This is a genomic window from Streptomyces sp. HUAS ZL42, from assembly GCF_040782645.1.
GTDB lineage: Bacteria > Actinomycetota > Actinomycetes > Streptomycetales > Streptomycetaceae > Streptomyces.
In genome coordinates this window covers 2615385-2637597 of record NZ_CP160403.1, presented here as the reverse complement: position 1 = coordinate 2637597, position 22213 = coordinate 2615385, and the positions used below count along the sequence as shown (strand labels likewise).

At 72.7% G+C, this 22213-nt stretch carries 20 protein-coding genes; 13 read left to right on the top strand and 7 right to left on the bottom strand.

Annotated elements, in window-relative coordinates; genetic code table 11:
• Window positions 1-261 precede the first annotated feature (261 nt).
• Window positions 262-906, top strand: coding sequence for a Tat pathway signal sequence domain protein (locus ABZO29_RS12135; protein WP_367320183.1), 645 nt, complete (start codon window positions 262-264; stop codon window positions 904-906).
• Between the two features lie 512 nt (window positions 907-1418).
• Here ABZO29_RS12135 and ABZO29_RS12130 read toward each other — a convergent pair.
• Window positions 1419-2324, bottom strand: a complete 906-nt coding sequence (locus ABZO29_RS12130) for a lytic polysaccharide monooxygenase (protein ID WP_367320182.1) — start codon at window positions 2322-2324, stop codon at window positions 1419-1421.
• Between the two features lie 368 nt (window positions 2325-2692).
• Between ABZO29_RS12130 and ABZO29_RS12125 the strand changes: the two genes are divergently transcribed.
• Window positions 2693-4492 carry a S8 family serine peptidase gene (locus tag ABZO29_RS12125; protein WP_367320181.1) on the top strand — a complete coding sequence of 600 codons (1800 nt, stop codon included), beginning with the start codon at window positions 2693-2695 and terminating at the stop codon, window positions 4490-4492.
• A 165-nt stretch (window positions 4493-4657) separates the two neighbouring features.
• Here the strand turns inward: ABZO29_RS12125 and ABZO29_RS12120 are convergent, their stop codons facing one another.
• On the bottom strand, window positions 4658-5305 hold the full coding sequence (locus tag ABZO29_RS12120; RefSeq protein WP_367320180.1) for a ScbR family autoregulator-binding transcription factor: 648 nt from the start codon (window positions 5303-5305) through the stop codon (window positions 4658-4660).
• A 179-nt stretch (window positions 5306-5484) separates the two neighbouring features.
• Between ABZO29_RS12120 and ABZO29_RS12115 the strand changes: the two genes are divergently transcribed.
• The 3 genes from ABZO29_RS12115 to ABZO29_RS12105 all read left to right on the top strand — a co-directional run bounded on the left by ABZO29_RS12115 (window position 5485) and on the right by ABZO29_RS12105 (window position 8306).
• Window positions 5485-6387 carry a ScbA/BarX family gamma-butyrolactone biosynthesis protein gene (locus tag ABZO29_RS12115; protein WP_367320179.1) on the top strand — a complete coding sequence of 301 codons (903 nt, stop codon included), beginning with the start codon at window positions 5485-5487 and terminating at the stop codon, window positions 6385-6387.
• Between the two features lie 69 nt (window positions 6388-6456).
• Window positions 6457-7104 (top strand): ScbR family autoregulator-binding transcription factor, encoded by a 648-nt coding sequence (locus ABZO29_RS12110; protein ID WP_367320178.1) that lies wholly within the window; start codon window positions 6457-6459, stop codon window positions 7102-7104.
• A gap of 29 nt (window positions 7105-7133) precedes the next feature.
• On the top strand, window positions 7134-8306 hold the full coding sequence (locus tag ABZO29_RS12105; protein WP_367320177.1) for a damage-control phosphatase ARMT1 family protein: 1173 nt from the start codon (window positions 7134-7136) through the stop codon (window positions 8304-8306).
• A gap of 3 nt (window positions 8307-8309) precedes the next feature.
• On the opposite strand, the gene ABZO29_RS12100 is transcribed toward ABZO29_RS12105, so the two are convergent.
• The 3 genes from ABZO29_RS12100 to ABZO29_RS12090 all read right to left on the bottom strand — a co-directional run bounded on the left by ABZO29_RS12100 (window position 8310) and on the right by ABZO29_RS12090 (window position 11132).
• On the bottom strand, window positions 8310-9611 hold the full coding sequence (locus ABZO29_RS12100) for a cytochrome P450 (protein WP_367320176.1): 1302 nt from the start codon (window positions 9609-9611) through the stop codon (window positions 8310-8312).
• A 509-nt stretch (window positions 9612-10120) separates the two neighbouring features.
• On the bottom strand, window positions 10121-10336 hold the full coding sequence (locus ABZO29_RS12095; RefSeq protein WP_367320175.1) for a hypothetical protein: 216 nt from the start codon (window positions 10334-10336) through the stop codon (window positions 10121-10123).
• A gap of 61 nt (window positions 10337-10397) precedes the next feature.
• Window positions 10398-11132 (bottom strand): hypothetical protein, encoded by a 735-nt coding sequence (locus tag ABZO29_RS12090; RefSeq protein ID WP_367320174.1) that lies wholly within the window; start codon window positions 11130-11132, stop codon window positions 10398-10400.
• Between the two features lie 87 nt (window positions 11133-11219).
• On the opposite strand from ABZO29_RS12090, the gene ABZO29_RS12085 reads away from it, so the two are divergent.
• The 5 genes from ABZO29_RS12085 (at window position 11220) to ABZO29_RS12065 (ending at window position 15681) form a co-directional block, all read left to right on the top strand.
• The gene (locus tag ABZO29_RS12085; RefSeq protein ID WP_367320173.1) at window positions 11220-12086 is read left to right on the top strand and encodes a LysR family transcriptional regulator; all 867 of its coding nucleotides are present in this window, start codon (window positions 11220-11222) and stop codon (window positions 12084-12086) included.
• Between the two features lie 73 nt (window positions 12087-12159).
• Window positions 12160-12705 carry a PDZ domain-containing protein gene (locus tag ABZO29_RS12080; protein WP_367320172.1) on the top strand — a complete coding sequence of 182 codons (546 nt, stop codon included), beginning with the start codon at window positions 12160-12162 and terminating at the stop codon, window positions 12703-12705.
• Between the two features lie 99 nt (window positions 12706-12804).
• Window positions 12805-13428, top strand: coding sequence for a LysE family translocator (locus ABZO29_RS12075; RefSeq protein WP_367320171.1), 624 nt, complete (start codon window positions 12805-12807; stop codon window positions 13426-13428).
• Between the two features lie 106 nt (window positions 13429-13534).
• Window positions 13535-14662 carry an aminopeptidase P family protein gene (locus ABZO29_RS12070; RefSeq protein WP_367320170.1) on the top strand — a complete coding sequence of 376 codons (1128 nt, stop codon included), beginning with the start codon at window positions 13535-13537 and terminating at the stop codon, window positions 14660-14662.
• Window positions 14663-14709: 47 nt separating this feature from the next.
• Window positions 14710-15681: an aminoglycoside phosphotransferase family protein gene (locus ABZO29_RS12065; RefSeq protein WP_367326114.1), complete on the top strand. Its 972-nt coding sequence runs from the start codon at window positions 14710-14712 to the stop codon at window positions 15679-15681.
• A 340-nt stretch (window positions 15682-16021) separates the two neighbouring features.
• Here ABZO29_RS12065 and treZ read toward each other — a convergent pair whose 3' ends face one another.
• Entirely contained in the window at window positions 16022-17767 is a 1746-nt protein-coding gene (gene treZ, locus ABZO29_RS12060) for a malto-oligosyltrehalose trehalohydrolase (protein WP_367320169.1), read from the bottom strand.
• 360 nt (window positions 17768-18127) lie between these two features.
• On the opposite strand from treZ, the gene ABZO29_RS12055 reads away from it, so the two are divergent.
• From ABZO29_RS12055 to ABZO29_RS12045, 3 genes are all read left to right on the top strand, one after another.
• Window positions 18128-18679, top strand: a complete 552-nt coding sequence (locus ABZO29_RS12055) for an FHA domain-containing protein (protein ID WP_367320168.1) — start codon at window positions 18128-18130, stop codon at window positions 18677-18679.
• 138 nt (window positions 18680-18817) lie between these two features.
• Window positions 18818-20179, top strand: a complete 1362-nt coding sequence (locus ABZO29_RS12050) for a M14 family zinc carboxypeptidase (RefSeq protein ID WP_367320167.1) — start codon at window positions 18818-18820, stop codon at window positions 20177-20179.
• Window positions 20176-20619, top strand: coding sequence for an SSI family serine proteinase inhibitor (locus ABZO29_RS12045; RefSeq protein ID WP_367320166.1), 444 nt, complete (start codon window positions 20176-20178; stop codon window positions 20617-20619). Before ABZO29_RS12050 ends, ABZO29_RS12045 begins: the two co-directional genes overlap by 4 nt.
• A gap of 213 nt (window positions 20620-20832) precedes the next feature.
• Here ABZO29_RS12045 and ABZO29_RS12040 read toward each other — a convergent pair whose 3' ends face one another.
• A complete protein-coding gene (locus ABZO29_RS12040; protein ID WP_367326113.1) occupies window positions 20833-22083 on the bottom strand; it encodes a M14 family zinc carboxypeptidase in 1251 nt (416 codons plus the stop codon).
• Window positions 22084-22213 lie beyond the last annotated feature (130 nt).

Here is a 22213-nt window from a genome sequence, read left to right as displayed (position 1 = left end):
CCCCACGGCACCGGCATGGACGCTTCTCCCTGGTCCGTGCCCGGTCGCCACTCCCGCCCGGCCCCGGTCGAGGGCCTTCCCCCCAAGGGTCTTCAGCCGGTTCCGGCCGGTTCGCCGTTGCCGGTCCGTCACGTACGGAGAAGGCGTCACGGCCCGGCAACGGCGGACGTCGACTCGCGTCCCCCACCCACGAAACCACCCCTGAAATCACCCCCACTTCACCTCCAGTTCAGCCCCCCACTCAGAAACGAGGCATCCCGCATGCGCACGCGTTCCCTCCTCACGCTCGTCGGCACCGTCGCCGCCCTCTCCCTCCCGGCCGTCACGCCGGCCTCCGCGGACGACACCGCCGTCCTGACCACCGCGAACGGCAACGTCGCCGTCGGCGACGTTCTCACCGCGCCCCTGGCCAGCGGTACCTCCGCCACGCTCTACTCGAGCGCGACCGGCACCAGCGGCATCAAGTGCACGTCGTCGACGTTCACAGCGACCGTCACCGACAACCCCACCGCTCCGGGCACGGCCACCGAGTCCGTCACCGCGCAGACCTTCGACAGCAGCAGCTGTTCCGCGAACGTCGTCGGCGTGCTCGGCGTCACCAGCATCACGGTGAACAACCTGCCGTACACGGCGAGCGTGGCCTCCGACGGAACCGTCACCGTGACCCCCGCGAGCGGCTCCACCATCCAGACGACGGTCGTGCTGCGCACCCTGCTGGGCAGCATCAGCTGCGTCTACCAGGCGTCCAGCCTGACCGGCACGGCGAGCAACACCGACAACAGCATCAGCTTCACCAACCAGCAGTTCACGAAGTCGTCGGGCTCGTCCCTCTGCTTCGCCAGCGGCTACTTCACCGCCAAGTACGCCCCGGTCTCGGCCGGCGACGCAGTGGTGAGCGTCAACTGACCTAGAACCCACACAAGTTCGGCGCCGACGCAGGCGCAGAGCAGGGCGGCGCCGCCGGTGAGCACCAGCACCGCGGCGCCGCCTGTCGGCATTGGCGGGAGCGTCCTGGACCGGTGGTCGAGGCCACCGGGGTGCTCTGCGGGGCGAAGGACGGCCGGTCCTCTCGGCAGGCGAGGGCACAGGACGGTGGTTGTCTCCGCCTTCGCGGGGGAGTGGCCCTCGCCCGGCGAGGGTTCAGGATGGCGGTTGTCTCCGCCTTCGTCGCGGGAGTGGCGTTCGCCCGGCGTGTGCGCGTTCAGCGCCGGCGCAGGCGTAGAACGAGGGCGGCGCCGCCGGTGAGCACCAGCACCGCTGCGGCGCCGCCTGCCGGCACGGGCGGCGAGCGTCCCGAACCGGTGGTCGAGGCCACCGGGGTGTTCTGTGGGGCGAAGGATGCGCCGGTAGGAGAGGGTCAGGGCGGCGTTGTCTCCGCCTTCGCGGGGGGAAGTGGCGTTCGCCCGGCGTGTGCGCGTTCAGCGCCGGCGCAGGCGTAGAACGAGGGCGGCGCCGCCGGTGAGCACCAGCACCGCCGCGGCGCCGCCTGCCAGCATCGGCGCGGAGGGCCCCGAACCGGTGGTCGAGGCCACCGGGGTGCTCTGCGGAGTGGCGGCGGCCGCTGCGGGAGCGGAGGTCGGTGCGGCCGACTCGGACGGCGAGGGGCTTGTGGGCGCGGTGCTCTCCGACGGTGCCGGAGGAGTGGCGCTCGCCCGGCTCTGCTTCCCGCCCGCCGCCGGTGTCGGAGATGACGCCTTCGCCTCCGGGAACACCACGTCCGAGCACGAGTAGTACGTGTCGGGTGTGCTGCTGTTCTGCCAGATGGTGTACAGGACCTGACGCCCCGTCCGGTCGGCTGGCAGCTTCGCCCGGAGGTGGTAGGCGCCGTCCGTCAGCGCGGGGTCCTTCACCTCCGCGAACGGCTGGGTCGGCAGGTCGGACCACTTGAGCGGCTTGGACGGGTCGTACCCGGGTTTTGTCAGATACAGCTTGAACGTGCCGGTGTGCGGGATCGTCGAGACGTACGTCATCGTCAGCGTCCCGCCCGGCGTGAGACGGGTCGACGGCCAGTCCGCACGTGCGAGGTCGAGGCCCTTGTAGGCGGGCAGCCCGCCACTGCACAACCGGCCGTCGGGAATGGTCCGGCGGTCCCGTCCGTTCACGTTCGCGACCCGCAGATTGTCCCAGGCATCGAAGGACTGGCCGTTCGCGGCGACGGCCGCCCGGCATGCCGCGGACCGGGCCGCGGAACCCCCGTCGGGGGAGCAGGCGTACACCCGGCTGACCGGATCCGTCGGGGCGCCGTGCGCCTGGGCGGGCCCCGCGGCCCACACGCCCAGCAGCAGGGGGCTCACGGCGGTGCGGTGTGCGGTCATCCGGGGCATCCGGAACGTCTCCTCGGCCGGAACGGGAACGGTCTGCTCCCGTGGAGTACGCGAATCCGGCGCGGCGCGTTCAGTGCGCGGCGGCGCCGGTGGTGCCCGGGCGTATGGGGCATTCGCTGTCAACTGGCCGACGCCGAGGGTGTGTTTCCAGCCGGATCGAGGGTTTCCCCCGTATCCCTGTGACCTTCTCTTTGCCTATCGTTCGAGCGCAGCCGACCCACAGGTAACCCCTTTCACGGGTCGGCGGTCCACGCGCCTGGCCGGCCAACGCGTCGCTTTTCTTTCGAACCACCCCCCTCCGCTTCGACGACGAAGCGACCCCACCGCCGCTCCGCGATGCCCGGAGTACGGCCACGAAAGGCAAGCCTTTGCGTACCTCTCCTTCTCTCAGACGGAACCTGATATCCGTCGCCGCGGTGTCCGCTGCCCTGCTGACGGCCGGTACCGCCTCCGTGGCGGTGGCCCAGGAACCCGCCACCCAGGAAGCCGCGGTCCCGGCCGCGCTGACCGAGGCAGCCCCCGGTGCCCCGGCCGAGCGCCTCATCGTCGGCTACAAGTCCGGCGCCGCCGAGGCCAAGTCGAACACGGCCGCCGAGGCCGACGCCGCCGCCAAGGGCAAGGAGGCCGGCGAGGACGTCGACTTCCAGCGCCGTCTCGGCACCGGCGCCGCCCTCGTCGACCTGGGCGAGAACGTCACCAAGGCCGACGTCGCCGACGTCGTCGCCGAGTACAAGGCGGACCCGCAGGTCGCCTATGTCGTACCGGACCGCCTGAACAAGCCGAAGGCCGACCCGAACGACACCGAGTACGCCAAGCAGTGGGACCTGTACGAGACCACGGCCGGCATGAACGTGCCCGGGGCCTGGTCGACCACGACCGGCACCGGCGTCACCGTCGCCGTCATCGACACCGGTTACGTCACCCACTCCGACCTCGGCGCGAACATCGTCGCCGGCTACGACTTCATCTCCGACACCGCCGTCTCCGTGGACGGCAACGGCCGCGACAGCAACCCGGCCGACCCGGGTGACTGGTACGCGACCGACGAGTGCGGTGCCGGCACCGGCTCCAGCAGCTCTTCCTGGCACGGCACCCACGTGGCCGGCACCATCGCCGCGGTCACCAACAACGGCAAGGGCGTCGCGGGCATCGCGTACGGCGCGAAGATCTCGCCCCTCCGCGTGCTCGGCAAGTGCGGCGGCTACGACTCCGACATCATCGACGCCATCACCTGGGCGTCCGGCGGCAGCGTCTCCGGCGTGCCCGCCAACACCAACGTCGCCAAGGTCATCAACATGAGCCTGGGCGGCGACGGGGCCTGCACCTCGGCGACGCAGAGCGCCATCACCGCCGCCGTGAACCGCGGTACGACCGTCGTCGTGGCCGCGGGCAACGAGAACGACAACGTGGCCAACCACTCGCCCGGCAACTGCAACAACGTCATCTCGGTCGCCGCGACCAACCGCTCCGGCGCCAAGGCGTCCTACTCCAACTACGGCTCCCTCGTGGACATCTCGGCGCCCGGCGGCCAGACCAGCACCGGCACCGCCAACGGCATCCTGTCCACGCTGAACTCCGGCAGCAAGACGCCGTCCACCGAGTCGTACGCCTACTACCAGGGCACCAGCATGGCCACTCCGCACATCGCGGGCCTGGTCGCGCTGATGAAGTCGGCGAACTCCTCGCTGACCCCGGCCCAGATCGAGTCGGCCATCAAGGCCAACGCCCGTGCGCTGCCCGGCTCCTGCTCCGGCGGCTGCGGTGCGGGTCTGGCGGACGCCGCGAAGACGGTGCAGGCGGTGAGCGGCGGCTCCACGGGGGGCACCACCTTCTCCAACACCACCGCGGTCGCCATCCCCGACAACGGCTCGGCGATCACGTCCTCCATCGCCGTCAGCGGCATCAGCGGCAACGCGCCCTCGACCCTGAAGGTCGCCGTCGACATCACCCACACCTACCGCGGTGACCTGGTCATCGACCTGGTGGCCCCGGACGGTTCGACGTACCGCCTGAAGTCCTCCAGCTCCTCCGACTCCGCGGACAACGTCAACACCACCTACACGGTGAACGCCTCCAGCGAGGTCGCGGGCGGCACCTGGAAGCTGAAGGTCCAGGACGTGGCCGCGCAGGACACGGGCACGCTCAACAGCTGGAAGCTGACCTTCTGAGCGAACGGGTCCCTCCTACGAGGAGTCCCCTTCGGCGGGCGGGCCGGCCGGTGCGGATGGGCACCGGCCGGCCCGCCCTTTTCTCGTACGTCACAGAGCCGTGCATACGTCATGAGGCCGCACGGAAGTCATGAGGCCGCACGGAGTCATGAGGCCGCACGTAAGTCACGAGGCCGCACGCTCGAGCGTGGCCAGCACCCGTGACCCGCGGTCCGCCCGGCTGTCGAGCGCGGGCAGCAGCCCCGGCACCGCGATGCTCGGCAGGATGTGCGACCACATCACCGACAGCCGCTCCCCGAGATCGGCGCGCCCGGTCAGGGCACGCGACATCAACTGGAGGCCGGTGAAGGAGCCGACGAGCAGTTCCACCGTCTCCCTGGGCCGAACCGTGGGCAGCAACTCGCCCCGCTCGCGGGCCAGTTCCAGCAGCTCCGTCAGCCGGTCGGCCCACTGCCGGAACGGCTCGCCGTGATCGATCCCGGCCGGGGTCTCCTGGTCCACCGCCAGCCGTACGCTGCCCCGCAGCAGGGAGTTGTCGAGCAGCCGCTGGCCGACGACGAACGTCATGTCGATGATCTCCTGCACCTTGGAGGGCTGGGGCGGTACGACCCCGAAGGGGATCTGCTCGTTCAGCACCGCCTGGGCGAGGGACTCCTTCGACGGGAAGTGGAAGTACAGGGCACCCTTGGTGACGTCGGCGCGCTCCAGCACCATCGAGATGGTGGTGGAGGTGTAGCCGTGCTCGTCGAAGACCGCGCCGGCGGCTTCCAGGATCGCTCTGCGCGTTCTGATGGCGCGTTCCTGTTTCGCCATGAGAGCCCCTCCACTGCGGCCGATTCGGCCGGTTCTTGCCATCGTGTGCCTGATCGGCCCGATCATAGGGTGCCGAGAACTTATCTCATTGAAAACAAACCGGTCGCCTCGTACGCTGACGCTCACCGAAGGGGACGGTCGATCGTCCACGTGGCCTTCGGGGGACCGTAGGGAGAGAGATGACTCGACCGCGGCAGCTTGCCGACGCCCCGCCCTTGACGGCGACCGTCCCCCGGCAGCTCGTCCACCGCGCGGCCGTCGCGGAGACCTACTTGACAGGCTGGAACCGCACGGGAAGCGACCGGTTCTCGGTGTCCGCCCAGTGGCCGCGCGCCCACGGATTACACGTGTCGCACGACTGGTCCGCCTACGATCCGCTGCTCGTCGTGGAGACGGTCCGGCAGAGCGGCACCCTGGTCATGCACACCGAGTACGACGTGCCGCTGGACCACCAGTTCGTGCTCCAGGAATTCCAAGTCGACACCTCTCCCCAGTACTTGGCGGTCGGCGCGCTGCCGGCCGAACTCGTCGTCGAGGTCGACTTCACCGAGGTCCAGTACCGCGGTGTGCGCCCCGCGGCCGCCCGTTACACGGCACACGTCCTGCGTGCCGGTGACCGCGTCGCGACCGCCCATGTCGCGTTCACCTGCGTCGGCGCCTCCGTCTACAGCAGACTGCGCGGCGGCCGCACCCCGGACACCGTCCACCCGCTCCCCGTGCCGCGCGGCCTGCCGGCCGCCGCCGTGGACCGGGTGCTGCCCGCGGACGTCGTCCTGGCCCCCGACGGCCGCCCCGGCCGCTGGCAACTACGCGTCGATACCGGGCACCCCGTTTTCTTCGATCATCCTCTCGATCACGTCCCGGGGATGCTCCTCCTGGAGGCCGCCCGCCAGGCGGCACGACTGCGAACTCCCGGCCGACGGGCGCCGGTTTCGTACCACGCGGCCTTCCACCGGTACGCCGAGCTGGACGAACCCACCTGGATAGAGGCCACGGGCGACGACGGCACCCACGTACAAGTCGTGGGAACGCAAGGCGACTCCACCGTCTTCGCCTGCCGTGTCGGTGTCGCCGCAGGGTGAGTTATTGTGTGCGGGGGGTAAGAAACAAACGGCACGACCCGTTCTTTACGCCCCAGGAGTGTTCAGTCGATGGCGAGGCAGTTACGCGCGGAGCAGACCCGCGCGACGATCATCACGGCCGCAGCCGACCTGTTCGACCGCCACGGCTACGAATCGACGAGCCTGAGCGACATCGTCGAGCACGCCCATGTCACCAAGGGCGCCCTGTACTTCCACTTCGCGGCGAAGGAGGATCTGGCCCACGCCATCATGGAACTCCAGTCCCAGGCCTCGCGCCGCGTGGTGAACGACGTGGACGAGCGGGGCTGTTCCTCCCTCGAGGCCCTGATGCGCATCACGTTCGGCATAGCGCGGCTGTCCGTCGAGGGCCCGGTCACCAGGGCCGGTCTCCGGCTCGCCACCGGTGGAGTCGACGTACGGCCGCCGCTCCGGCACCCGTTCACGGAATGGCTGGACCTGGTCTCGCGCAGGCTCGCCGGCGCGGTCAAGGAGGCCGACGTCCACCCGGACGTCGATGTCGACGCCGTCGCCCACTCCCTCGTCTGCTTCTTCGTCGGCACCCGTGTCGTGGGCCGCTCGCGCGAACCGGCCGCACGCCTGCCCCGCAGGATGGCCGAGATGTGGCACGTCCTGATCCGCGGCCTGGTGCCGGTGCCACGCCGGCCGCGCTATCTGACGCTGGCGACGCGGCTGGAGCGGGAGATCAGGAGCATGTGAGCCGCAGGGCCGGCGCGATACGGTGAGGCATGCCCGACACCCCGTCCGCACCCGTGATCCTCGGCAATGAACCGGGCTCCTTCCCGCACAGCGTGCTGGCCGAACGGCATCCGGCGATCATCCGTCAGGTGCGGGACGCCTTCCCGTACGGGCCCGGGCAGCACCGCGCGCTCGACGCGCTGCTGGACAGCTGCGCCAAGGGCGTGATCGAGCCGCTGCCCGCCGGCGCGCACGACCGGGACCGGTGGGATGCGTGGGGGCTCGCGACGTACACCGGCCGGTCCTGGTTCGACGTGCCGTGGCTGTGGTCGGAGAGCTACTTCTACCGTCAACTCCTGCAAGCGGTCGGCTACTTCGGCACCGGCGCCTGGCAGGGAATCGACCCGTTCCGTCCCTTCAAGCTCGCCGAACTCGACGCGCCCGAGACCGACGAGGAACTGTCCGCACTGGACGGCCTGCGGCACCGCCCAGCCGCCGACCAGGCCAGGGCCCTGCTGCACGGCTCGCTCTGGGGCAACCGCGCCGACCTCGGCTTCCGCCTCTCCTCCGTGGACGCAGACACCTCCGAGGCCACTCCCGCCCTCGTCGCCGACGACAGCGAGACCCTCTGGTCGCTGCTCCCGGGCGCCGGCACCCTCTGTCTCGTCGCCGACAACGCCGGCCGCGAACTCATCCCCGACCTGCTGCTCCTCGCCCACCTCCTCGAACAGGGGCGCGTCGGCCGGGCGGTGCTGCACGTCAAGCCGTACCCGTACTACGTCTCCGACGCCACCGCCGCCGACGTCGTCGACGCGCTGCGCCGGCTGACGGCGGCCGGCGGGACGGCCGCCGAGTACGGCCACCGGCTCTGGTCGGCCATGACCGACGGGCGCCTGGAGGTGAGGGCGCATCCCTTCTCCGGTTCCCCCCTGCCGTACGAGGAGATGCCCGCGGACCTGCGGGAGGAGTTCGGCGAGGCCGTGCTCACCATCGTCAAGGGCGACCTCAACTACCGCCGCCTCGTGGGCGACCGGCTGTGGTCCCCGACGACACCCTTCACGGATGTCACCGCCCACTTCCCCGGCCCGGTCGCCGCCCTGCGCACCCTGAAGTCCGACGTGATCACGGGCCTGGGCGCGGAGACGGAGGCCGCGCTGGTCGCCGCAGAGGAGCAGCGCTGGCGAACGGCCGGGACGCACGCGCTGATCCAGGTCCGGCGCTGAGCCTCATGTCACGTACAGCGGCAGTGACTTGATTCCGTTGATGAAGTTCGACACCAGCCGCCGGGGTGGTCCGGCGGTGCGCAGCGCCGGAAGCACCCGCAACGCCTCCCGGTAGAGCACCCGCAGCTGCAGCCGGGCGAAATGCGCGCCCAGACAGACGTGCGGACCGTCGCCGAAGGACACATGCGGGTTCGGCGTACGGGACAGGTCCAGCCGGTCCGGATCGGCGAACACCCGCTCGTCGCGGTTGGCGGAGGCGTGGAAGACGACGACCTTCTCGCCCGCGCGGATCCGCTGCCCGGCCAGCTCCGTGTCGAGCGCCGCCGTGCGGCGGAAGGTGAGCACGGGCGGATGCCAGCGCAGCAGTTCGTCGACGGCGGAGTCGAGTTCCACCTTCCCGGCACGCATCTGCTCGTACGCGTCCGGGTGCTGGGCCAGCGCCAGCAGGCCGCCGGGGGCGGCGCTGCGCACGGTGTCGTTGCCGGCGACGGTGAGCAGGAAGAAGAACATCTCCAGCTCGGCGTCGGCCAGTTCGGCGATGGGGGCACCGCCCGGTTCGAGCGAAGCCGAGAACTGGGGGAGGGCGAGGGCCGTCATGACGTCGTCGGCGGGATGCCGCCGTTTGTGCGCGGCCAGCTGCTGCGCGTACGCGAACATGTCCCGCAGCGCCGCGGGCGACCGCGGATTGACGGGTCGGCCGGCCGCGTCCAGCGCCGGGGGAGCGGCCTCGTCCGGGTCCTGGTAGCCGATCACGCGCTGGGTCCAGTGCAGCAGCAGCCCGCGGTCGCTCTCCGGAACGCCCAGCAGGTCCGCGAGGTTGAGCAGGGCGTAGTCGTCGGTGACGGCGGTGACGACATCTACGGTGCCGTCCGCCGCACGGGCCTGCTCCAGAGCCCGGGTGAGGAGCGTGCGGGCGCGCTCCTCGGCCAGTGCGGTGAAGGCGTCGATGCGCCCGGGGGTGAAGGCCCGGCTCACCGTCCGCCGCAACCGCCCGTGCCCGGGCGGATCCTGATTGAGCATCATGCGCCGGATGAACGGCAGGTCGCCCGGATCCGGATCGCGGATCTGGGTCGCGCCGAGGTACGAGGAGTACGTCCCCGAGTCCTTCAGCACCCGGACGACGTCCGCGTGCCGGGTGACCGCCCAAAACCCCGGCCCCGCCGGCCAGCCCAGCACCTCGGGCTCGGGCTGCCAGGCCACGGGGTGGTGGTCGCGCAGGACGCGGTAGGCGGCGTACGGCACTCCGGCGGCGTACTGCCGCGGATCGAAGACATCGGGGACGGGCGGAGCCGCACGCGGGGTCATGCGCCCACGGTGACCCGCGGGAGGGGTCCCGGCAAGAGCACGCGCGGGTGAGGCCGAAGTGCGGGGGGTCGCGTTGGTGGCGCCGGGCCAGCGCCCACTGGTCATGCGTGGCCTTGGTGATGCTGCCCGCCCACCGCGCCGACGAACACCCGGTCAGCTCCCGCTTCCGAGCGGGCCACGCGGCGGCGTCGTGCGCCAGCCCCTGCCGGGAGCGCACCGCCAGATCCTGCGACGCCGGCGTGCCGAGGAACGCACCCACCTCGGCCAGCACGGCCGCATCCGTTTCGGACACCCGCAGCCGGGCCCGGATGGCCACCCCCCCAGGGGCCGGCACCACAAACGGCGCGGCCACCCTCCGCAGCCCGCCCACGCCTCACCCCCGGCCCGAGGTCGACGATCCGTCCCCGCACCCAACGAGCCCCGTCCACAGAGGTCACACATTCGACACGCAAACTCCCGTTCACCTGACTCCGGAGCCGTCCGCGCACCGTCGTCGGCAGCGCCCGCGCTCATTCACGCTCGCCACTACGCGCTTGTGCTTGGCCATGCGGCAGCAGCGCCGAACCCCCCGTGCCGTCCCCCGCCACCGGCTCCAGCGGTCCGCCGGAGGCGAGGCGGACCTCCTCGCCGTGCTCCGCGCGACGCAGGTCGAAGTCGAAGGGGAACGCGGCCAGTTCGGCCAGATGCGGGTTCTGCCGGAGCAGCCGCAGGGCGTGATCGGTCATGCCGCAGCACGTAACAGCCACCACCGGCAACGGGACGGGCGCACGGCGGCCCCGGGGAGGGTCACACGGGCTGACCGGCTTCCCGCGTCGCGTGCTCGACCGCGGCTCGCGCCAGCGCCCGGACGATCGGGTGCGGGCGCGAGCCGTCGCCGTGGAGCTCGGGCTGGAACAGCGTGGCCAGGAAGAAGGGGTGGCCCGGCAGTTCCGCGATGCGCACCTGTCCGGCCGTGTCCCGCCCGGAGAAGCGCAGACCGTGGGCCTGCAGGGTGTCGAGGTGGCGGGAGGGGCCGTAGTGGCAGGAGTAGCGCTCGACCGTGCGCTCCGAGCCGATCACCGAGTGGGCGAGCGAATCCGGCTCGACACGGACCACGTCCTCGTGGCCCGCCAGTGAACAGGCCAGCGGCTCGATGAGGAAGTCGTCGGCGTCGGGGTCGTTCTCGGCGTGCGCGACCCCCGTCAGCCCGCACACGTCACGCGCGTACTCCAGCAGCGCGTGCTGGAAGCCTCCGCAGGTGCCGAGGAAGGGGATGCCCGCCACACGCGCGGTGCGGATCGCGGCGAGCACGCCGGCCTCGCTGCGGTAGGGGCTGCCGGGCACCACCCACACCGCGTCGAAGCCGAGCACCGCGTCCTCGGCCCCGGCGTCCTCGGACGGGATCCAGTAGGCGTCGAGGACGAGCCGGTCGCGTGCGGCGAGGGCGTCGAGCAGGAGCGGGACCCGGGTGTGCGAGACGACGTTGGGGGAGCGGTCGCCGACGAGGGCGACCTTGGCGATGTGAGCTGCGGTGTCGGTCATGGCTTTCATCCTGGGCGCGGCGTCCGGTTCACGTCCAACGATGATTTCTTGATACTCGATAAGCAGAGCTGATGGGATGGTGGCCCCATGGATCCGCACCTGCTGCACACGTACGTCACCGTGGCCCGCCTGGCCTCCTTCTCCGAGGCCGCGCGCGAGCTGGGCTACACCCAGTCCGCCGTGTCCCAGCAGATCGCGGCCCTCGAACAGGATCTGGGCGCTCCGCTGCTCACGCGCCGCCCCGTCGCCCCCACACCGGCCGGGGAGCGGCTGCTCGAACACGCGGGCCCGCTGCTGCTCCGCCTGGACGCGGCCCGCGCGGACGTGGCCCGGATGGCGGCCGCGCCCGAACACGGCCTGACCCTCGCGGCCGCACCGACGGCACTGGCGCCGCGCGTCCTCGCCGCACTGCCACCCGCGGGCGTGACCCTGCGCGTCCTCGCCCGCGACGACATCGCCGCGGCCGTCGCCACCGGCACGGCGGACCTGGGCCTTGTCGACGGCCTGGCCGCGCCGAGCGACCCGCTCCGGCTCCCCGACGTGGCACCGCTGACGACGTACGGCGTCGCCGAGGAGCCGGTCTGTGTCCTGCTGCCGAAGACGCATCCGCTGTCCCGCCGCCCCGGCCTGCGCCTCGGCGACCTGGCCGACGCCCGCTGGCTGGACGCCCCCGACGCGGCCCTCCCCCTGCCCCAGCTGCGCGCCGCGAACGGCGGCCGCGGCTTCCGCCCGGCCCTCCGCTACGACGGCACGGACGTCCGAACCCTCACGGCCCTCGCCGCCGCGGGGCACGGCCTGACCCTGCTGCCGACCTCGGCGGCGCAGGGTGCCCCGGACGCGATCGCCGTCCCCGTCACGGAACCCCGCCTCGTCCACCGGGTCGAACTCGTCCAGGCGGCCTCGTTGAAGGGAGCGGCGGCAGAGCTGGCGAGGGCCCTGGGCGAACGGGCGTGACCCGAGTCAGTCTCACTCGTTCGTGGCTCGTCCCGCCCCGGCCCACCGGGTAGTCCCTCCCCGGAGGCGATCCATGGAACAGACAGCGTTGAAGCCCAAGGCCCTGCCCAAGCCCACGCCGGGTCGTGAACCCGGAAACGGCACCAGCACCGACCCGCGCCCCCCGAGGCGTCCGCATGCCGCACGGCGCCGCGGCAGGCGCCTCACCAGCCTGCTGTTCGGCCTGTTCGTCGGCACGGTCCTGGTGCTGTCCGGCGTCGGCCTCGGCACGGTCGGCGCCACGGTGATCGGCCTGAGCAAGGTCGCCGACCTGCAGAAACAGCCACGACAGCCGGCCGGTCGGCAGCCGCCCGCCCCCGCGACCCTCGGCGTGGAGGTGGCGGACGCCGGGAAACCCGGCGCCCTGATCGTGGGCGTCCACCGCCCCGGCCCGGGCCACTCGGTCGGCCTGGTCCGCGGCGACGTACTCCTCGCCTTCGGCGGTACCCGGATCGACTCGGCCACCGACCTCGCGCGCGCGGTGTCCCGCACCCGCCCGGGGGAGGAGATCACCCTGACGGTTCGTCACCGCGCCGGTGACTACGAGCAGTTGACGGTCGTGCCCGGCGTGGTCACATGACCGGCCACCGCCCGGCAGGTGGTCGACCTGCCCCGTGCCCCGCCCGTCACCGGCGGAATTCACTGGTCCCCGCCCGTCCGGACGGGTCACCATGACCCCATGCTGAGCACCCTCCTCGCCTTCCTCGGGGCCTGCACCCTGATAGCGGCCTCGCCAGGCCCCAGCACCGTGCTGATCATCAAGCAGTCCCTGCGCAGCCGCCGCTCCGGCTTCCTGACCGTCCTCGGCAACGAGACCGGCGTGTTCGTCTGGGGCGTCGTCGCCGCGTTCGGCCTGACCGCCCTGCTGGCGGCCTCCGAGGTGGCGTACGACGTGATGCGGATCGTCGGCGCGGTCGTGCTCGTCGGCTTCGGCATCCAGACGCTGCGCCAGGCGCGCCGCGCCGCGGGGACCGAGGACGCCGGGGGCCGGGAGACCGTGGGGAGGAGCGGCTGGGCCTCCTACCGTGGCGGTCTGCTGCTCAACCTGGCCAACCCCAAGGCCGCCGTCTTCGCCCTGTCCTTCCTGCCGCAGTTCGTACCGGAGGGTGCCCCGCACCTGCCCACCATGGTGGGGCTCGCCGCGCTCTGGGCCGTCTTCGAAGTCGGCTACTACGGCCTGTACGTCTGGTTCGTCAGCCGGATGAAGGCCGTACTGTCCCGCACCGGTGTGCGCCGGCGCCTGGAGCAGGTCTCCGGAGGCGTGCTGCTGCTCCTGGGCGCCCGCATGGCCCTGGAGAGCTGAACGTGCCCGACAGCCCGCCCGAAACCCCTGCCGACCGGCTCGCGCGGGCCCCTCTGTACGGGCAGGATGCTGCCCGTAGTCCTCACTTCTGTTCAGGGAGGCCCGGATGACCGGCAGCACGCCCGCCCCCTTCGCCGCCGACGACTACCGGGCCCGCATGGAGCGTGCCGCGCGGTCGGCGGCCGACGCCGGGCTGGCCGGGCTTCTCGTGGCACCCGGGCCGGACCTGGTGTGGCTCACCGGCTACACACCCCCCGCCGCCACGGAACGGCTCACCCTGCTCCTCCTCGCCCCCGGCCAGGACCCCGTTCTCGTCGTCCCCGCCCTGGAGGCCCCCGACGCCGCGAAGGCGGCCGGCGCGCCCGCCCTGACCCTGCGCGACTGGACCGACGGCAAGGACCCCTACGCGGCCACCGCCGCCCTCCTCGACGCCGGCGGACGGTTCGGCATCAGCGACAACGCCTGGGCGATGCACCTGCTGGCGCTGCAGAAGGCGCTGCCCGGCACCTCCTACGCCGCCCTCACCGACGCCCTGCCGATGCTGCGTGCCGTCAAGGACGCGGCGGAACTGGAGCTGTTGGCGGCCGCGGGCGCGGCCGCAGACGCAACGTTCGAGGAGATCCGGAACGTTCCCTTCGCCGGCCGCAGGGAGACCGAGGTGGGCGCGGACCTCGCCCGGCTGCTGCGCGAACAAGGCCACAGTCAGGTCGACTTCACGATCGTCGGCTCCGGTCCCAACGGAGCGAATCCGCACCACGAGGTGGGCGACCGTGTGATCGAACGCGGCGACATGGTCGTCCTCGACTTCGGCGGCCTGAAGGACGGCTACGGCTCCGACACCACCCGCACGGTGCACGTCGGCGAGCCCACGGACGAGGAGCGCCGGGTCCACGACATCGTGCGCGAGGCCCAGGAGGCGGGTTTCCGGGCGGTCCGGCCCGGCGTCGCCTGCCAGGAGGTCGACCGGGCCGCCCGCGCCGTCATCGCCGACGCCGGGTACGGCGAGTACTTCATCCACCGCACCGGCCACGGCATAGGCGTCACCACGCACGAGCCGCCGTACATGATCGAGGGCGAGGAACAGCCCCTCGTGCCCGGCATGTGTTTCTCCGTGGAGCCCGGGATCTACCTGCCGGGCCGCTTCGGGGTGCGCATCGAGGACATCGTCACCGTCACCGAGGACGGCGGCCGCCGCCTCAACGACACCACCCGCGAGATGGTCATAGTGGACTGACGAGCATGCGGAGCCCCCGTACACCCCCGAGCGACAACGGCGCGACCATGACCCAGGCACCGACACCCACCGCGGACACCGTCCGCCGACTGGTCCATGCCCTGCTCAAGGACGGCAAGGAGGGCCGGGACGGCAAGGCCGGCGCGAACGGCGCCGGCGGCCTCGAGGTCCGGCCCGTCACCGAGGGCGGCGAGCACTCCACCTGGTGGGTCGGCACCCGCCATGTGCTGCGCCTCGCCCCCGACCGGGACGCCGCCCTGCGCCAGCGCCGCGAGCTGCGCCTGCGCGACCTCGCCCGCCCGCACCTGCCGGTCGCGGTGCCGACGAGCGTGGCGCACGGCGAGTGGGCGCCAGGGCTGACCTACACCCTGGACACCAAGGTGCCCGGCGGCACGGGGGAGGAGCACGACGTGTCCGCCGTCGGGGAGGCCGACCTGGCCGGGCTGCTCACGGGGCTGCGCGAGGTGCCGGCCCGGCAGGCAGACGCGCTCGGCGTGCCCCGGGCCGCCCCGCGCTCCCTGGAGGCGCTGCGCCGGATGGCCGTGCCCGCCGCGGGTCGGCTCGCCGCGGCCGACGAGTTCGACGCCGCACGCCTCAACCAGCTCACTCCGCCCGGTGCCGCCCAGCTCGCCGCGCAGCCCGCCGCGGCCGTCCTCGTCCACCACGACCTCAAGGGCGAGCACCTCGTGGTCAGCGCCGACGGCCGGGTCCGCGGCGTCCTCGACTGGACCGACGCCGTCATCGGCGACCCCGCCGAGGACATCGCGGGGCTCGCCCTCGCCGTGGGTTCGGGTGCCGCCGTACGCGCGGCCACCCTCGCCGGCTACGGCGCCCGCCCCTGCCTGCGCGGCCTCTGGCTCGCCCGCTGCGACACGGTCGTCCACCTCGCCGCCCGCCTCGAGGGCCATGACACGGGCCCCCTCCCGCTCCTGCGCACCCAGCTGCGCCGCGCCTGGGAGGCGATCCTGCTGGAACGGGTGACGGAACTGCGGGAGGACGGGACGGACGGGGAGCCGTAGACGCGGTGCATTCCGGTGGCGGCGGGTCGGCTGTCACAGGGCCGTCATGGATCTTCCTCGCGACACGGTGCTGCGACCGCACGGACGGCCTGCCCGGCGGCCTACACCACCGACTGAGGCGTCGTGGCACTGACCGCCCCGGAGGCCTGGCGGGGGCCCGTCGCTCTGACGCGGACCGACAGGGCCGACCGGGACGATCCGGCGCGCAGGGTGACTCGCTGCCGGCACGTGCACCAGGGGGGCCGGTCCCCTCGCGACCCTGTGGAGACCGCCCGCTTCCCGATCGACGGGGACAGCCGGCCGCGGAAGAGGTCGCTGAAGCGGCTCCGCGGCTGAGGCGTCACTCCTGCTCCAGCACCACGCACGACTCCCCGGGCAGATGCAGCAGCCCGTGCCGCCCGGGCACCTCCACCGGCTCCCACGCCGCCAGCACCCGGGCCGGCCGGGGACCCAGGGGGATCGCCGCGGGCTCCTTGCCGAGGTTCACGGCCACACGTACGTCCCCGCGCCGGAAGGCGAGCCAGCGTGCGTCCTGGTCGTAGGCCACCTTGATGTCGGCGAGGTCGGGGTCGGTGAGGTCCGGATGGTCGTGGCGCAGTGCGAGGAGCCGGCGGTACCAGGCCAGCACGCGCGCGTGGGGCTCGCGCTCCGGCTCCGACCAGTCCAGGCAGGAGCGGTCACGCGTCGCCGGGTCCTGAGGGTCGGGCACGTCCTCCTCCGCCCAGCCGTGCGCGGCGAACTCGCGCCGCCTGCCCCGCCGTACGGCCTCCGCGAGCTCGGGATCCGTGTGGTCGGTGAAGAACTGCCAGGGCGTGCCCGCCGCCCACTCCTCGCCCATGAACAGCATCGGCGTGAACGGGGCCGTCAGCGTCAGCGCGGCCGCGCAGGCCAGCAGACCGGGGGACAGGGATGCGGACAGCCGGTCGCCCTGCGCGCGGTTGCCCACCTGGTCGTGGGTCTGGCTGTAGCCGAGAAGCCGGTGCGCGGCGACGCGCGTACGGTCCAGGGGGCGCCCGTGGTGCCGGCCGCGGAAGCTGGAGTACGTGCCGTCGTGGAAGAAACCGCTGGTGAGCGTCTTGGCGAGCGCCTGGAACGAGGAGCGGGCGAAGTCGGCGTAGTAGCCCTGGGACTCGCCGGTCAGCGCGGTGTGCAGGGCGTGGTGGAAGTCGTCGTTCCACTGCGCGTGCACCCCGAGGCCGCCCTCCTCGCGCGGGGCGATCAGCCGTGGGTCGTTCAGGTCCGACTCGGCGATCAGGAACAGCGGCCGGCCCGTCTCGGCGGCGAGTGCGTCGGTGGCCGTCGACAGCTCCTCCAGGAAGTGGCACGCGCGCGAGTCCTTCAGCGCGTGCACGGCGTCCAGGCGCAGCCCGTCGACGCGGTAGTCGCGCAGCCACGCCAGCGCGCTGCCCACGAGATACGCCCGCACCTCGTCCGAGCCGGGCGCGTCCAGGTTGACGGCGGAGCCCCAGGGGGTCTGGTGCGTGTCCGTGAAGTAGGGGCCGAAGGAGGGCAGGTAGTTCCCGGACGGGCCGAGGTGGTTGTGCACGACGTCGAGGACCACACCGAGGCCGAGTTCATGGGCCTGGTCGACGAAGCGTTTCAGCGCTTCGGGGCCGCCGTACGGCTCGTGCACTGCCCACAGCGAGACGCCCTCGTACCCCCATCCGTGCCGCCCGGGGAAGGGGCACAGCGGCATCAACTCGACGTGGGTGACGCCCAGTTCGACGAGGTGCCCGAGCCGCCCGGCGGCCGCGTCCAGCGTGCCCTCGGGCGTGTACGTGCCCACGTGCAGTTCGTACAGGACCGCGCCCTGCAGCGGGCGGCCCGCCCATTCCGTGCGCCACGCGTAGCGCCCCTGGTCGACGACCGCGCTCAGCCCGTCCGGGCCGTCCGGCTGGCGGCGCGAGCGCGGGTCGGGCAGCACCGGCCCGTCGTCCAGCGCGAAGCCGTACCGCGAGCCGTCGCCGGCCTCCGCGTCCCCGGTCCACCATCCCGCCCGCTCCGGATCGCGCTCCAACGCGTGCGTGGCACCCTGGCAATGGAGCGTCACACGATCGGTCTGCGGTGCCCACACCTCGAACTGCACGGACGGTTCCCCTTCGTCTGCTCACCGTGATGGAGGGGGTGCCTTATGGATCCTGCCGGGGGTCGCGGGGTCTGGCACGCACATCTGCGGCGTTGTCGTCGGTTGCCGACGCTCCGCGTCGGCGCCCTCCTCCGCCTTGCAGCTGCACGCACCAGACCCCGCTCGGCTGGGCCGAGAGGTGCCGTCACTTGGAGCCGGCCTGATCCATAAGACACCCCCTAGCCCGTCCATGGTGCTTCAAACAACATCAATCCGCTTTTGAATCTTCCCTTTTGCGGCAGGTGTCGTCACGTACGCGCGTGTGGCGGCGGTTTTCTCGTTTTCTGGACACCCGGTGTCCACTGACCGACAATCACGAACGTGACGTCGTCCTTCGAGTTCTACACGTACCCCGCGCGGCTCTCCGACGCGGAGCGCGACAAGGCGCTGAAGGTGCTCCGTGACGGTGTCGCCATGGGCCGTCTGTCGCACGACACGTTCATCCGCCGCATGGAGCTGGCCCTCGCCGCGCGCCGCTCCGACGAGCTCGCCGCGCTCACCGCCGACCTGCCCACGGAGAGCAGGCTGGCGCGTGTGGTGTTCGGCACCGTCGAGGCCGTCTCCGGCTTCACCCAGCGGCTGCGCAGGGCCTGGCAGGCAGAGAAACTGCCCAAGCTGCTGCTGCCCCACCCCGGCAGCGGACACCCGCTGCGCATAGGGCGCGATCCGGCCAACGGGCTGCGCCTGACCCACGAGACGGTCTCGCGCGTGCACGCCGAACTCAGCCGCCAGGGCGGCATGTGGGTCCTGCGCGACCTGGGCTCGACCAACGGCACGACCGTCAACGGACGGCGGGTCATCGGCGCGGCGATCGTCCGCGAGGGTGACCAGATCGGCTTCGGGAACATGGCGTTCCGGCTCGCCGCGCACTGATCCGGCCCCCACCTCTGGCCTTTGGCTCACTCGCGGTCATGGCTCAAATGCCTTCGCGGGCGGCGGTGTTGACGTGCCACGCGAGCCATGACTCACTGTGCGTACGCCATGTACAGCTGGTGAACCGACGGCACCGCATTGTGGAGGTGTGTCCTGCCGCCACTCCTGCGCTACCCGACCGTCGGCGAACTGGGCGACAGGGCGGCCGCTCTGGTCGCCCGCCGCCCCCGGGACGCCCGGCTGCGCCGTATCGGCGTCTCCCGCGGGGGCGCCCCCCTGTGGCTGCTCTCCGTCGGCCACGGCAGCCGCCAGGCCCTCGTCGTCGCCGGAGCCCACGCCAACGAGCCGGTGGGCTGCGCCACCGCCCTGAGGCTGGCCGAACGGGCCCTCGCCGACCCCCGGCTCACCGAAGGCGCCGACGCCACCTGGAACCTGCTGCTGTGCCTCGACCCCGACGGCCTGCGCCGCAACGAGGGCTGGCTGCCGGGCCCGTACACCCTCGGCCGCCACTTCCGGCACTTCTTCCGGCCCGGCTTCCTGGAGCAGCCCGAATGGCTGCCGGACGGCGCGGCCGGTGCCGCGCTGCCGGAGACCCGCGCGCTGCTCGGCCTGCAGGACGAACTGCGGCCGTTCTTCCAGGCCTCCCTGCACGGCGTCGACGTCGGCGGCGGCTTCGTCGAGGTGACCCGCGACCTGCCGGGCCTCGCGCAGCGCGTCGCGCACGCCGCGGCCCGCCTCGGCATCCCGCGCGAACTCGGCGCCTTCGACACCCTGTACTGGCCCTCCCTCGGGCCCGCCGTCTACCGGATCCCGCCGCCGCGCCGCGGCGACCTGGCCGCGGCCATCACCGAGGCGGCCGTCGACTCGACGTGGTTCCACCCGCACCGGCACGGCACGGTGACCGCGATCGTCGAGGCGCCCATGTGGGGTGTGGCCGCTGTGGAGGACGACTCCGTGCCGCCCGCCCCGGAAGCCCTGCTGCGCTCCGTCAGCCACGCCCTGCGCCACGACGCCCGGCTTCTGGAGCGGCTCCTCGCCGGGATCCGGCCCCACCTCGCGGGCGTGCCGGACGCGGCGTGCCTGCTCGCTCCGGTCGACGACTATTTACTCGTCAGCCCCGGGCTCGCCGACACCTGGGACCCCGACGTCGACGACCCCGCACGCCGCCTTCCGGCGCTCGGTACCGCACACCTGGCCAGCCTGCGCATCGCCGGGCGGCGGCTCGCCCTGCGGACGGCCGGCCTGCTGCACCGGCTGGTGACCGCCGCGGGACGTGACCCCGCCGGGGCGCTGCCCGAGCTGGACCGGCTCATCGACGCCTGGTGCGCCGACTACCACGACGGCTGCGGGGCCCGCTGGATCCCCGTCGCACGCCAGGTGGAGTACCAGTCCCGCGTGACGCTCGCCGCGTTCGAACTGGCGGGGCGGTACGCGGCGTGCTCCCGTTCGGGTGAGTCGGGCTGGGGTACTGAGGCCGCCGTGCCGATGCATCGGGAATGACGCACTCCTCTTTCTCGCGTTTCTCGCGCTTGTGCAGGACGGCAGTGGTACGGCCGGGCCTGGTCGCGGCGGTCGTCCTCATCGCCGTCGGTGCCGTGCCGGCCCAGGCGGCTCACCAGGAGGCCCTGCGGGGCAACTGGCTCCACCTCACGGTCACCTGGGAGGACTCCCGCGCCGGCCACAAGCGCGGCACGCTGCTGCGGTGCGACCCGCCCCGGGGACACGCGCACGCCGCCGAGGCCTGTACGGAACTGGCGGCGGCCGGCGGAGACATCTCCGCCATCCCGCAGAAGGACGTCTTGTGCACGATGATCTACGCCCCCGTGACCGTCCAGGCGCGCGGGAGGTGGGACGGACAGTCGCTGAGATACACGGAGACCTTCTCGAACGGCTGCGTGATGGCGGCCCGGACGGGATCGGTGTTCGCCCTGGACGAGTGACGCGAAGCACCGGGCACGCGCGCGTGAGCCGCGCTTTTCCGCGTCGGCTCACGCCGCCCGGTTCCGTTCTGTGGTGGTGGCGGGGGCGCACCTGGAGGGCGCGGAAGTGCTTCGTGAGGGTGTCGTTCCTGGGCGCAGTGCGGGTGTCGGGTGGGATGCGGTGTCGCAGGGTGGCCGCTGTCGTGCAGGCGAGCGGCGCTCCTCCGCGTCGGCTCACGCCGCCCCGTCCTGTGCGTGGAGCGCTGCCGCGACCACCGTGCGGGACTGGTGCTCGATCTGGTGTTCCAAGGGCACCCAGCGCGCACGGAAGCGTTCCGCGAAGGCGTCGCTCCAGGTCGCGACGAGCTGCTCGAGACGGGGTGTCGCCTCGTCGTCGCTCTCCCGCAGGACCCGCAGCAGCATCGCCGCGGCCCGCAGCGGCAGCCGCCGGGCGAACGCGTCCACGCTGCCGACGTAGGCCATCGTGGTGTCGGCGGGCGGTGTGTGGACCCAGTCCCCGGCCAGCCCCGGCACCAGTGCCAGCGCCCACCGGGCGGCCCGCAGCAGAGGCCCGTCCACGCCCTCCAGGCGGGGCAGCGCCTCGGTGAGCACCTGTTCCACCTCCAGCCCGTCCCGCAGCAGCCGGCGGGCCAGCCGGTGCATCGCCGCGGCGGGCGCGGGGTGCGGCGCCGGGTCGTCGACGAGGTCGCTGGCCCACATCGGCACCTCGACGACCGCGGTCAGACCGCCGTACCGGTGGGCGTGGTACCAGGTGCTGTGCCGGGCGTCGTCGGGCATGCTCGGGTACGCCATGCCCCTCCCGGGTGCCGGCATCACGTGCACCCCCGGTCCCGAGGCGGGCCAGCCCGCCGCGTCCGAGGCGCCCGTCTCCACGGGGATGTGCAGTTGCGCCGCGGACTTCGCGAACGGCTCGGCGAGTCCCGGGATGTCCTTCGTCAGCTGCACCCAGCTGCCGCCCAGATCGGTCCCGTGCAGCGTCACCTGCAGATAGGGCCGCAGCTCGTCGATGACGCGGGTGAGGGCACGCGTCTCGGGGGGCAGCCGGTCGGGCGGCAGCACGGCGGGCGACCACTCCGGCTGCTCGGGCCCCGCGGGACGGAAGAACCCGAGGTGGTACTCGTGCAGGCTGCGCGGTGCCGGCGTGATGTGCAGGCTCGCGCCGTCGGGGTCCGCGCACAGCAGGAAGTGCCAGGATCTTCCGTCCCGCAACTCCCGCTCGTGCACCACCCGTTCGGCGAGGGCGACCAGCGTGGAACCGCCCGTCGGCTCGTTGGCGTGGGCGCCCGCCACGACGAGCACCGCACGTCGGGCATGGCCCACGGACAGCAGGTGGAGGGGCCGGCCCGCCCGGGAGACGCCCACCTGCCTGAGGCTGCACAGGCCGGGCCGGTGCGCGGCCAGCGCCCGGGCGGACGAGACCAGTTCGGTCAGGGTGGGGTAGCGCAGCTCCGGCAGGAGACTCACCCCCGTCATGTCCGCCCTGCTTCGCAATCCGCAGTACCCCACGCTCTCTCTGAACTGTCAAGGACAAGGCAGGGGGCTCCCGGGGGCGCCCGGATGCATCGGCCGCCGGCCGCGGCCCGGGGCCGCCCCG

Excerpts from the sequence above, each read along its gene's own strand:
- ABZO29_RS12135 (WP_367320183.1), top strand. The coding sequence starts at position 262 with ATGCGCACGCGTTCCCTCCTCACGCTCGTCGGCACCGTCGCCGCCCTC.
- ABZO29_RS12130 (WP_367320182.1), bottom strand. The coding sequence starts at position 2,324 with ATGCCCCGGATGACCGCACACCGCACCGCCGTGAGCCCCCTGCTGCTG.
- ABZO29_RS12120 (WP_367320180.1), bottom strand. The coding sequence starts at position 5,305 with ATGGCGAAACAGGAACGCGCCATCAGAACGCGCAGAGCGATCCTGGAA.
- ABZO29_RS12115 (WP_367320179.1), top strand. The coding sequence starts at position 5,485 with ATGACTCGACCGCGGCAGCTTGCCGACGCCCCGCCCTTGACGGCGACC.
- ABZO29_RS12110 (WP_367320178.1), top strand. The coding sequence starts at position 6,457 with ATGGCGAGGCAGTTACGCGCGGAGCAGACCCGCGCGACGATCATCACG.
- ABZO29_RS12105 (WP_367320177.1), top strand. The coding sequence starts at position 7,134 with ATGCCCGACACCCCGTCCGCACCCGTGATCCTCGGCAATGAACCGGGC.
- ABZO29_RS12100 (WP_367320176.1), bottom strand. The coding sequence starts at position 9,611 with ATGACCCCGCGTGCGGCTCCGCCCGTCCCCGATGTCTTCGATCCGCGG.
- ABZO29_RS12095 (WP_367320175.1), bottom strand. The coding sequence starts at position 10,336 with ATGACCGATCACGCCCTGCGGCTGCTCCGGCAGAACCCGCATCTGGCC.
- ABZO29_RS12090 (WP_367320174.1), bottom strand. The coding sequence starts at position 11,132 with ATGACCGACACCGCAGCTCACATCGCCAAGGTCGCCCTCGTCGGCGAC.
- ABZO29_RS12085 (WP_367320173.1), top strand. The coding sequence starts at position 11,220 with ATGGATCCGCACCTGCTGCACACGTACGTCACCGTGGCCCGCCTGGCC.
- ABZO29_RS12080 (WP_367320172.1), top strand. The coding sequence starts at position 12,160 with ATGGAACAGACAGCGTTGAAGCCCAAGGCCCTGCCCAAGCCCACGCCG.
- ABZO29_RS12075 (WP_367320171.1), top strand. The coding sequence starts at position 12,805 with ATGCTGAGCACCCTCCTCGCCTTCCTCGGGGCCTGCACCCTGATAGCG.
- ABZO29_RS12070 (WP_367320170.1), top strand. The coding sequence starts at position 13,535 with ATGACCGGCAGCACGCCCGCCCCCTTCGCCGCCGACGACTACCGGGCC.
- ABZO29_RS12065 (WP_367326114.1), top strand. The coding sequence starts at position 14,710 with ATGACCCAGGCACCGACACCCACCGCGGACACCGTCCGCCGACTGGTC.
- ABZO29_RS12045 (WP_367320166.1), top strand. The coding sequence starts at position 20,176 with ATGACGCACTCCTCTTTCTCGCGTTTCTCGCGCTTGTGCAGGACGGCA.